This window comes from Mariniphaga sp., from assembly GCF_041687215.1.
Lineage (GTDB): Bacteria > Bacteroidota > Bacteroidia > Bacteroidales > Prolixibacteraceae > Mariniphaga.
In genome coordinates, this window is sequence record NZ_JAWLCI010000061.1 from 16207 (window position 1) to 27633 (window position 11427).

The window sequence follows — 11427 nt, forward strand, 5'->3', positions numbered from 1 at the left end:
TATAAAAAAGAGGGGCTTTCGGGTCCCTCTTTTTTTGTTATCTTGGAGCCAATTTTCAAAAATTAAATGGCACTAAATTACATCTGGATATTCTTTTTTCTGATTGCCTTTGTGATAGGACTGGTCAGGTTGCTGTTTTTTGGCGATGTGGAAGTTTTTCCCAATATGGTGAATGAAACCTTCGATATGGCCAAAACCGGTTTCGAAATTTCGTTAGGTTTAACCGGGGTTTTAACGCTTTGGATGGGCATCATGAAAATAGGAGAGAAAGGTGGAATTGTAAACGTTTTCTCGCGTGTAATTGGTCCGTTTTTCAACAAGCTTTTCCCTGAACTGGGGAAATCACATCCGGCTTACGGCTCCATTATGATGAATATTGCCGCCAATATGCTGAACCTCGACAATGCCGCCACACCCACCGGTTTGCAAGCCATGAAAGAGATGCAGGAAACCAATCCGGATAAAAACACAGCCTCCAACGCCCAAATTATGTTCCTGGTGCTCAATACGTCAGGATTAACGCTTTTGCCCATCAGCATCATGGTTTACCGGGCACAACTGGGTGCCGTGAATCCATCGGATATTTTTATTCCCATTTTGCTGGCCACCTATTTTTCTACACTGGCCGGTCTCATTTCAGTTGCCATTTACCAAAAAATCAACCTGCTCGATAAGGTTGTGCTTTCCTATCTTGGCGGGCTCACACTGGTTATTGCAGGCATCATCTGGTATTTTTCCACGCTCGATAAAGAAGCGGTGACACAAGTTTCAAATCTGGCCAGCAACTTTATTCTGTTTACGGTGATTATCGTTTTTATTGTGATGGCGCTTCTGAAAAAGGTGAATGTTTACGAAGCTTTTATCGACGGCGCCAAAGACGGGTTTAAAACGGCTGTGAAAATTATTCCCTACCTGGTTGCAATTTTAGTTGCCATTGGGGTTTTTAGAGCTTCAGGTGCCATGGAGTGGCTGATTTCGGGCTTTACCTGGGGTTTTGAGTTCCTTGGAATCAATACCGATTTTACACCCGCATTGCCAACGGCATTAATGAAACCACTCAGCGGCAGCGGTGCCCGCGGAATGATGGTGGATGCCATGACAACTTATGGCGCCGATTCATTTGTAGGTCGCGTAGCCAGCACGGTACAGGGAGCAACCGATACCACGTTTTACATCATTGCTGTTTATTTTGGTTCTGTAGGAATCAAAAATACGCGTTATGCCGTGGTTTGCGGCTTAATTGCCGACTTTACCGGAATCATTGCAGCTATTCTGATGGCGTATTTGTTTTTTCATTGAATGATTTGCCCGATTTGTGAAATTAACTCACTTACAGAAACTACATCAATTCCATTTTTCATTGGCCATCCTTTGTTTACAGGTGCAACAACAAATGTCTTTGCAGGATCGATATCGTTAATGGCGTTATAATTTCCTTTTGAAAGGGACGGTGCTTTGGATGCTTTACATTCAATAGCAACTGATTTAATTCCATATTCTATCACAAAGTCCACCTCGGCCCCGTTTTGTGTCCTGTAAAAAGAAATATTCATTTGTGGAAAATGAGCCTTTAAATTAATCAATACGAGTGATTCCCAGATGTGACCAAAAACAGGATGACCAGTCATTTGCTCGAAATTCCTTATTTTTAGCAGGGAATTTGTGATGCCTGTATCGGTAAGGTATATTTTTGGATTTTTAATGATTCTCTTTCCCGTATTTTTTAAAAACGGGGGCAATATAGCAACCATAAAAGTCGATTCAAGCAATTCAATATAATTTTTTACGGTTACGTTACTCACATCCAGAGACCTGCCAAGCATGGAGTAATTTACAACCTGCCCGTTCAGATGTGCCAGCATATGCCACAAATTCCGCATTGTTTTTATTGAAAAGCCAGCCCATTGAAGCAAGTCCCGCTCAAGAAAAGTTGTGGTAAAGTCCTGTCTCCAGTCGAAAGAAATGTTTATATCATCGTTCAACAGGCTTCTTGGAAATCCTCCTTTGACAAGGTAATCTTCCTGGGTGAATTCTGTTTCTATTTCATCCCAGGTAAGAGGGTATAGGGTTTTATAACTGATTCTGCCTGCGAGGCTTTCAGAACTTTGCCGTAACAAATCGCGTGAGGCCGATCCCAAAATAAGGAATGAACCATTTTTTTCCCATTCATCGGTAAGGCTTCTTAAAAGTGGAAAAAGTTCAGGTTTACGCTGAATTTCATCCAGACAAATTAATTTGTTCTTTTGGGAAGTGAGAAACCATTCAGGGTCTTCGAGTTTTTGTAAATCGGAAGGTTTCTCCAGGTCGAGATAAAGACTGTCGACTTCCTTTAAAAGTTGTTTGGCAAGTGTTGATTTTCCGCTCTGCCGGGGACCAATTATTGCCGTGACCGGATTCTGCTTCAGGCTGTTTTATATTTCTTCTTCAAGAAACCTTTTAATATACATCTTAAAAGAATTTTACCATGCGAATTTAAATAATTATTTTAAATTTACTTGGTAAAATGTTAAAAATAGAAAAACAAAATCCGTTTTGCCTGATATAAAACTTTATCGATTTATTTTTTAAGCATCCACTGAATCGTAAACCACCACTTTCTCCCACAAATGGGAATTTTCTTCCACAAATTTCACATGCAAAGGATGAACCTGGTAGGCGTCCTGTCCGGCCTGGTCTTCGAACATGGTCATGTAGGAAACAGAATAGGAGTGGTCAACCACATCGCGGCTTTCTGTGCCTGCCGGAAATCCAATGTGGCTCAGTTTAATAGTTTCCACTTTTAACAAGTCATTCAGCGCTTTTACCAGTTGTTTTTTGTGCACTTCGTTGTTGGGCTCTTTCAGCCAGAAATATACGTGGTGAATTAATGCACCTTTAAGTTGAACTTCTCCAGCTGAGGCATTTTTTGAAAGCGGCAATAATCCGGCAACTGCTGCTCCGGCAGCTAGTTTTTTAAGAAATGATCGTCTGTTTTTCATCGTATTTTATATCTTTTTGATGATTTTTTTAAGTGTTTAATATTTTGTTATCTAAGACAATAATTTTCTATTTTTCATTAAGGATTTCATCCAGAATTTCCTGTATCAAACCATTTTTTTTCGCTTCCCGCTGCATTTCTTTAATTATCTGTTCTAAAGATTTTTTAGGTTCTAAAATGTTTTCAAATGACTTTTCAAGTTGTCTTTTTTTTCTGGGCTCCAGATTTTTAAAAAGTCTTGCTGCCCTTTTGCTCACCTTTAATTCTATTGTTTCTACTTTTATAGCTTTTGCACAAATTTATATAATTCCGACAGTTTCTCCAACAGGGGTTCCAGCAGGTCGAGTTTCAGCATGTTGGCGCCGTCTGATTTTGCTTCTGCCGGATTGGGGTGCGTTTCAACAAAAATACCATCAACACCTACGGCAATTCCTGCACGGGCAATGATTTCAATCAGTTCGGGCTGTCCACCGGTAACTCCGTTGGCCTGGTTGGGCTGCTGCAACGAGTGGGTGATGTCGAGCACAACCGGCACTTCCATTTTCTGCATTTCGGGAATTCCGCGGTAATCAACAATCAAATCCTGGTAACCAAAAGTGGTTCCCCGTTCGGTTAAAATGATGTTTGGATTGCCGCTTTCCCTCACTTTGTTCACGGCAAACTGCATGGCATAGGCTGACAAAAACTGTCCTTTTTTAATATTGACAACTTTTCCGGTTTTGGCCGCAGCTACCAGAATATCGGTTTGGCGGCAGAGAAAAGCCGGAATTTGAAGGACTTCCACGTAATCGGCTGCCAATAGTGCTTCTTCAGCCGAATGAATGTCGGTAACCGTGGGAACCTGAAATGTTTCTCCCACTTTTTGCAGGATTTTCAACGCTTTTTCATCGCCAATGCCCGTAAACGAATCCAGTCGCGAACGGTTGGCTTTTCGGTACGAACCTTTAAAAATGTATGGAATTTTCAGATAGTCTGTGATTTTAACTATCTTTTCTGCAATTTCCATGGCCATTTTTTCTCCTTCGATGGCACATGGACCGGCCATCAGGAAAAAATTTCCTGCTTGGGTGTATTTCAGATTTTTTATTTCAGGCAACATATATTTATAGTTTTTCACAAAAATAGGAAAAAGATGCACCGCGCTTTCCTGCTTTGGCGAAGAAACCTGTAAAAAACAAGTTACAATATAGAACCCGGTAACAGCAGGATAGTTTTTCAAATGGCTTTTCCTTTTTTTGAATTCGCTTTTTCCTATTTTTATGCACTAATTCAAACCGGATTCCGGCTAAAACATTTTGTTATGAAACATTTTTTTCTGCTTACGTTTTTAGGATTTTTTATTTTTTCCTTTTCTTCTGCGAAAATCAATCCGACTCAGCTTACATGTGAATATCTTGAAAATCCTACCGTTGTAGATATAGAAAAACCCCGGCTTGCCTGGATAAACATTGCTGACGATAGCGAACGTGGTCAGTTTCAATCGGCTTACCAGGTTCGGGTAGCCAGCTCGAAAGATAAGCTTGAAATGCCCGATTTGTGGGACAGTAAAAAGGTGGAAAGCAATCAATCCATCAGGATTGAGTACGGTGGAAAAGAATTGAAGTCGAGACAGGAGTGTTGGTGGCAGGTCCGGGTTTGGGATAAAAACGGAGAAGTTTCCGAATGGAGCAAACCGGCATTCTGGAGAATGGGATTACTTGATACAGCCGAGTGGACAGCCACCTGGATTGGCGCGCCGTGGGAGGGTGAAGATGCGCTCCCCAAACCGATGAATCCGAATTCCCCGCTGCCGCAGGAACTTCCACCTCCCGCACCTCTGTTGCGAAAAGATTTCAGCATTAAAAAGGAAATAAAAGATGCCGTAGCCTTTGTTACCGGACTGGGCTATTTTGAATTGTACCTGAACGGTGAAAAGGTGGGCGATGATGTGCTGGTGCCTAACCAGACCAACTACGGGAAACGTGAGAATCTGATGGAACAAAACATTCCGTTACCCGACGATTTCAGGGAGTACAAGGTGATGTATCTTGCTTATAATGTTAAAAACCAGCTTAAACAAGGCGCCAATGCAGTGGGCAGCATCCTTGGAAATGGATTTTACAATCCTGCCAAATATTGGGCCGAAGGATATGGAACTCCAAGATTTTTATTGCAGATGTACATCACATACACTGACGGGTCGGAAGAAGTAATTGTGAGCGATCAAACCTGGAAAGCATCGAAAAGTCCGATACTTATGGACATGGTTTATTATGGCGAACATTACGATGCACGGCTGGAACAGCCAAAATGGTGTGCAGCTGATTTCGATGATTCCGGCTGGAAAACAGTGGCGGTAAGAAAAGCGCCTGAAGGAAAACTGGCAGCTCATACAGCACATCCCGATAAAGTTGTGGAACGATTAAAACCCGTCCGCATTGAAAAAATGTACAACGGAAATTACAAAGTCGATTTTGGCGAAGAGGTCTCTGGTTGGATCAGGCTGAGCAATGTGGAAGGTCCCGAAGGTCATAAAATTGAAATCAAATACCTGAGCAATTCCTATTCAGGGGATAACTCATACATTTTCAGCGGGAAAGGAAAAGAAAATTATGCTGCACGGTTTAACTGGTTTATTTTCAGAGAAGTGGAAATACTGAACTGGCCGGGAGTTTTGGCCCCGGAAAATATCACTGCTGAAGTGGTTTATACCCAGGTGGAGGAATCGGCAATTTTTGAAACGTCGAATACAATGTTTAACCAGATAAACAAAATCTGGAGAAGAAGCCAGACCGACAACATGCACGGCGGCATTGCCAGCGATTGTCCGCACCGTGAGCGTTCGGCCTACACCGGCGATGGACAGGTAGCATGTGTTACCGTGATGCACAATTACGATGCAAAGAATTTTTATCACAAATGGATTCAGGACATCATTGGGGCGCAGATTGTTGAAACCGGTTATGTGCCCAACGGCGCACCCTGGCAGCCAGGTTGCGGCGGGGGAGTAGCATGGGGAGCAGCCATCAGCATTATGCCGTGGGAGTTTTACCTGCATTATGGCTCGAAGGATATTCTGGAAGATTCTTATCCGGCTATGAAGGAGTACATCCGGTATATGCAGACCTGGCTGAATGACGATGGCATCATGTTTTCGCAACGCGTAGGACGCGACGGAAACGTTCTGCGTTGGTTTAACCTGGGTGAGTGGGTAACTCCAGGAGATTTACCGCCTGATGATTTGGTACACACTTTTTATTTCTGGCGGTGTGCCGATTTAACGGCCCAAACAGCAAAAGTGTTTGGAAAATCTGCAGAGGCAATTAAATTTGCAGAGTTGGCTGAATCAACCCGGCAGGCATTTTACAAACGGTTTTATAATGCAGAAAAGGGAACTTACGGACCGGCAGGTGCCAATATTTTTGCTTTGAAAATGGGAATCCCTGATAATCAATATAATAAAGTGATACAAGCACTTAAGGCAGACATCAAAGCAAATAACGGACATCTTGATACCGGCATTTTCGGTACGCAGTTTTTCTTCGAGGTTTTGTCGGAAAACGGGATGCACGATTTGGCATACGAGGCCATGAATAAGAGGGAAGAACCCGGCTACGGACGTTGGCTTTCCTTGGGTGCAACCACTACCTGGGAGCACTGGAATACAGGCGGTTCTCACAACCATCCCATGTTTGGCGGCGGATTGGTTTGGTATTACCGAAAACTTGCCGGAATGAATGCCGACCCTGCTGAACCCGGTTATCGCCACATCATTTTTCGTCCGCAGCCGGTTGACGACATCAGTTTTGCAAAATATTATAACAAAACTTCGTACGGAAATGCCGGTATTTACTGGGAAAAAGGAGGAGATGAGTTTTCTATGGAGGTAACTGTTCCGGTGGGATGCCGGGCTACAGTTTATGTTCCTGTTAAAATTGATCAGAAGATCCTGGAAAACGATAAAGAAATTGGAAATTCGACAGATGTACATTTTTTTGGAGAAGAGAATGGGTACAGGATTTTTGAAGTAAAAAGTGGCAATTATGCATTCAGGGTAAAATAGAATGAACACTATTTTTCAAATATAAAACCCCATAACTAATATTTTAGTTTCATATATTGTTTTAATTCAATAATATATAAAATATTTTTTAAAATAACTAAGTTTTTAGTTTGAAAACTAAAATATTAGTTATAAATTTGACACGGATATCCACTAAAATTCAAAGTTCAAAGTTTTTAAAGTTTAATTTTTAAGATTGAAAGAAATGAAAACAATTAAATGGATGTTATTAATTTATGGTTTCCTGTGGGTTCTGGGGTTTCCTGTTAATGCGCAGGAAACACCGGCAAAAGAGGAAATTTTTTCAGAAGTGGATGAAATGCCCGAATATAAGGGTGGGCAAGAGGCCTTGTTTCAATTTGTAAAGGATAATATTGTTTATCCTGAAGAGGCAAAAAAGAATGGAGTTCAAGGTAAAGTTTTTGTGTCATTTGTGATTGACGAATTTGGAGCTGTTACTGAATCAAGAATTGCGCGAGGTGTGAACCCGGATTTAGATAAAGAAGCCCTTCGCGTAGTAAAACAAATGGCTGAATGGAATCCTGGAAAAAAAGAGGGGAAACCGGTTAAAGTTAGCATGACCCTTCCCATTATGTTTGCATTGGATGAAAACAAGCAAAAAAAGCCAAATGAATGAGATTATTTTTAACTATTTTTTTAGTTAAGGGTACAATTTTTGTGGAATTTTAATCCATGTTGTATAATCCTAAAGTTTTTTAAATGAAAGAATTAACGAAAGCAGAAGAACAGGTGATGCAACTTCTCTGGAAGTTGGAGAAAGCCTTTGTGAAAGACCTGATTGATGAAATGCCCGAGCCAAAACCGGCCTACAACACGGTTTCCACAATTATCAGAATTCTTGAAAAGAAAGGATTTGTGGGGCACAATGCTTACGGAAAAACGCACGAGTATTTTCCGCTGGTTGAACGGGAAGTTTACACCCGCTCTTTCATGAAAAACTTTATGCGCAACTATTTCAGTGGTTCGTTTAAAGAGATGGTTTCATTTTTTGCCAAAGAAGATAACATGAGCCTTTCTGATTTTGACGAACTGGTGGAAGATGTAAAACGCGATTTGGAAAACGAAAATCAGGAATAAGATGCATACCACAGTTAATTTTATCCTGGAGTCCGGCATCAGTCTATCCTTGCTTGCAACCATATATGTTATTTTTTTGCGCAGGGAAACCTTTTTCCGCCTGAACAGGTTTTTTCTGCTGGGCTCGCTCTTTTTTTCCGTGGCACTGCCATTTTTAAAATTCAGGATTTACGAACCTCAGCCGGTTTTGTTATCAGAAGTAACTGTAACTCCATACCGGAACCTGCTGGAAGCAGTAACCGTTTACGGACAGGATTTTTCTGTAACCGTTGAGCAAACTATTCTTTCAACTACTTTACTGATTTGGATTTACCTGGCCGGGTTGTTATTGTTTTTTGCCATATTTTTTTACCGGGTAATTCGAATTGGTTTCGTTATACGGAAAAACGAAGTGCGTAAATCGGATAGTTTTAAGCTTGTATTTCTTGAAAAAGAGTGCAGTCCGTTTTCGTTTCTGAATTATGTATTTGTGAGCCGACCACTGCAAAACAGCGATGGGTACGACCGAATGATTGCACATGAAATTGAACATATAAAACAAGGTCATTCTTTCGATGTGCTGATTTTAGAAGTGCTCACTGCATTTCAGTGGTTTAATCCGTTTATGTGGATGCTGCGTCGAGCTATACGCGAAAACCACGAGTTTTTAGCCGACCATGCAGTGCTTACGTCGGGTGTTAATCGTGGGTATTATAAAAAATTATTACTTAATCAGTTTGCCGGCGGGCAACTGGTACTAACCAACAATTTTAATTATTCACTAATCAAAAACCGCATTAAAATGATGTCAAAAATAAAATCACCAAAAATTGCTCATGTAAAAATTATACTGGGTGTGTTAACTGCCGTAGCATTAATCATCATGTTTGCCTGCGAACAGAAAGAAACTGTTGAACAGGAGCAACAAATGATTGATAATGAAACAATTACGATAAAATCCACTCTTTTGGATGATGGTAGGATGAAGATTGAAGGAACTTTTGAAGATATGGAAGAATTCAAAAAACGTTATTCTGATGTAAATAGTTTTAAAATTGAAACCGACAGCCTCGGAAATATCTTTTTGGTTCAGAAAAAAGAGGAGGTTCCTAAAATTCTTGATTCCGAAGAGCAAATCTTTTTCATTGTGGAAGATATGCCCGAATTTCCGGGAGGTGAACTGGAACTCCGAAAATTTATTGCCAATAATATTGAATACCCGAAAGCAGCCCAGGAAAATGGAGTTCAGGGCCGGGTTTACGTAACTTTTGTTGTGGATAAAAACGGGGAAGTGGCCAATGCCAAAATTGCCCGGGGTGTTGATCCTGCTCTTGATAAGGAAGCTTTGCGCGTGGTGAACAGCCTGCCAAAATGGATACCTGGCAAACAACGGGGCCAATCAGTTAATGTAAGTTACACGGTGCCAATTAATTTTGCCTTGCAATAACAATGTTCTGAATTTTTTCCCGTGGATATGGAGATTGCGGATTAAAATTTCCGTATTCACGGGAATATCAAAATACACAGAATATGAGAATGATATATTTATTAGCTTTCTTTTTATCCTTTCAATTGAGCTCCTTCCCGCAGGGAAAAATCGATTTGCTTATTCTGAATAAAAAATATGAAGATGCGCTTCAACAAATCGATAAACACATTGAAAAGCAACCTGTAGGTTCTCTGTTTTTTAAGAAAGGCCTGGTGTTGAATGCTATGCAAAAATTTCAGGAAGCAGTTTCTGCCTTTTCGCAGGCACTGGAATTTGAACCTGAAAATAGTGATATTCTTGTTGAGTTGGCTGATGCACTTTCCACACTTGGAAACTACATCGATGCCAATTCATTTTATGAAAAAGCTGCCCGAATTCAACCCCAAAATCTTACGATTAACGCAAAACTGGGAAGAAACTACATTCAACTGGATAAATACCAAAAAGCTTACTCGGTTTTTGAGAATATTTTCAGCAAAGATTCAACCAATATCTATTGGAACAAACAACTGGCTTTTTGTGCGCACCAAACTGGTAAAAGAGAACAAGCCATAGAACTGTATGAAAAGGCCATTCAAATGAATCCGCGTGATTATACTTCCTGGTTTAACCTGATTCGACTGTTTCAGCAAAGCGAACAATTTGGCCAGGCTTTGGAAATAATCGAAAAAGGAATTGAACTTTTTCCCGGAGAAGCGGCATTTTACCAGCAGCAGGCTAATCAGCTTTTTGGCAATAAACAATACGACGTGGCGCGGCAGGCTTACGAAAATTATTTTGAAGCAGGTGGCGATTCGTTGTACAAAGTGCTGTTAAACTATGGAATTAGCTTGTATTTTTCGGGTAACCAAATCAAAGCCATCGAAATGCTTGATATTCTTGCAGGCCAGGTTGCCAACGATCCGTATGTGTATTTCTATTTAAGCCTTTCGTATAAAAAACTTGCTCAGTATGAAGTTTCAGAAGCTTACATGAATGCAGCCATCGAGTCGGCAACACCTGCTTATTTGCCTGAAATGTACCATCATTTAGGGCAGATTTTCGGTCAGCAACGTAAGTTTGAAGAGTCGGTTAATGCTTTAAAAAAAGCAAATGAACTCGATCCAACCAATCACGAGGTTTTATTCGAAATTGCAACCACTTATGAAGAGTATAATTCCAACAAAACCATTGCGCTGAACTACTACACCATTTATTTGAAAGAGGCGGGCGAATCGGCACGGAATGTTAATTACGCACTCGACAGGATTCAAAAGATTAAAGAAGATTTGTTTTTCGAAGAATAACAGAATGGTGTATCAATACTCTTTCATTCCAGTTTTTTCCCGCACCAGGTTGGCCAGTTGAATCCGGTTTTTTACCTGTGTTTTGGTATAAATATGGTGGGTATGGTCTTTAACCGTTTGTAAAGTTATAAAAAGCTCATTGGCAATGGTTTTATTGGTTTTGCCCGAACAAATTTCAAGAATAATTTCTGCTTCACGCTTCGAAATTTCGTAATCTGCACAAAATGAATCGAAATCATTTTTTGATGCTGCTACATTTTTTGAGGGAAATTCTACAAAGAATTTTATACAAACCGGCAATAAACTGCTGGTACCAAAAACAAAAATAAACGCCAGGTTAATTCCAATAAAACCAAATTCACCCAAAAACCATAAAAGTATTGAATACAAAACTACTCCTGAAAAATAGCCGAAAATACATTTTTGTAACTTTTGTTTGTCAAATGCAATTGGTTTCTTTGGCTCAGTTTAAAAAGTTGTGGAGTAAGATAAAAAAACGAACTTTGAATTTTTTATTTTACAAATCTGATGGCACAATCAAACGATCATTATCAAG

Annotated in this window: 10 protein-coding genes; 6 read left to right on the forward strand and 4 right to left on the reverse strand. The window is 40.3% G+C overall.

Annotated features, from left to right (window positions below; translation table 11 throughout):
- The first annotated feature begins 66 nt into the window (after positions 1 to 66).
- Complete coding sequence (locus ACESMA_RS17315; RefSeq protein ID WP_372950119.1) at positions 67 to 1299, forward strand: nucleoside recognition domain-containing protein; 1233 nt, start codon at positions 67 to 69, stop codon at positions 1297 to 1299.
- Here ACESMA_RS17315 and ACESMA_RS17320 read toward each other — a convergent pair.
- The 3 genes from ACESMA_RS17320 to kdsA all read right to left on the reverse strand — a co-directional run bounded on the left by ACESMA_RS17320 (position 1293) and on the right by kdsA (position 4196).
- Positions 1293 to 2405, reverse strand: coding sequence for an ATP-binding protein (locus ACESMA_RS17320; protein WP_372950128.1), 1113 nt, complete (start codon positions 2403 to 2405; stop codon positions 1293 to 1295). The genes ACESMA_RS17315 and ACESMA_RS17320 overlap by 7 nt on opposite strands.
- Before the next feature lie 159 nt (positions 2406 to 2564).
- Positions 2565 to 2978 carry a Dabb family protein gene (locus ACESMA_RS17325; RefSeq protein WP_372950120.1) on the reverse strand — a complete coding sequence of 138 codons (414 nt, stop codon included), beginning with the start codon at positions 2976 to 2978 and terminating at the stop codon, positions 2565 to 2567.
- A gap of 279 nt (positions 2979 to 3257) precedes the next feature.
- Positions 3258 to 4196: a 3-deoxy-8-phosphooctulonate synthase gene (kdsA, locus tag ACESMA_RS17330; RefSeq protein ID WP_372950121.1), complete on the reverse strand. Its 939-nt coding sequence runs from the start codon at positions 4194 to 4196 to the stop codon at positions 3258 to 3260.
- A gap of 81 nt (positions 4197 to 4277) precedes the next feature.
- Here kdsA and ACESMA_RS17335 point away from each other — a divergent pair, with 81 nt between their 5' ends.
- From ACESMA_RS17335 to ACESMA_RS17355, 5 genes are all read left to right on the forward strand, one after another.
- Positions 4278 to 7019, forward strand: coding sequence for a family 78 glycoside hydrolase catalytic domain (locus ACESMA_RS17335; RefSeq protein WP_372950122.1), 2742 nt, complete (start codon positions 4278 to 4280; stop codon positions 7017 to 7019).
- A gap of 205 nt (positions 7020 to 7224) precedes the next feature.
- Positions 7225 to 7656, forward strand: coding sequence for an energy transducer TonB (locus ACESMA_RS17340; RefSeq protein WP_372950123.1), 432 nt, complete (start codon positions 7225 to 7227; stop codon positions 7654 to 7656).
- An 83-nt stretch (positions 7657 to 7739) separates the two neighbouring features.
- Positions 7740 to 8117, forward strand: a complete 378-nt coding sequence (locus ACESMA_RS17345) for a BlaI/MecI/CopY family transcriptional regulator (protein ID WP_372950124.1) — start codon at positions 7740 to 7742, stop codon at positions 8115 to 8117.
- Between the two features lies 1 nt (position 8118).
- Entirely contained in the window at positions 8119 to 9543 is a 1425-nt protein-coding gene (locus ACESMA_RS17350) for a TonB family protein (RefSeq protein WP_372950125.1), read from the forward strand.
- Between the two features lie 83 nt (positions 9544 to 9626).
- Positions 9627 to 10871, forward strand: coding sequence for a tetratricopeptide repeat protein (locus ACESMA_RS17355; RefSeq protein ID WP_372950126.1), 1245 nt, complete (start codon positions 9627 to 9629; stop codon positions 10869 to 10871).
- Positions 10872 to 10883: 12 nt separating this feature from the next.
- Here ACESMA_RS17355 and ACESMA_RS17360 read toward each other — a convergent pair whose 3' ends face one another.
- Positions 10884 to 11261 (reverse strand): response regulator transcription factor, encoded by a 378-nt coding sequence (locus ACESMA_RS17360; RefSeq protein WP_372950127.1) that lies wholly within the window; start codon positions 11259 to 11261, stop codon positions 10884 to 10886.
- Positions 11262 to 11427 lie beyond the last annotated feature (166 nt).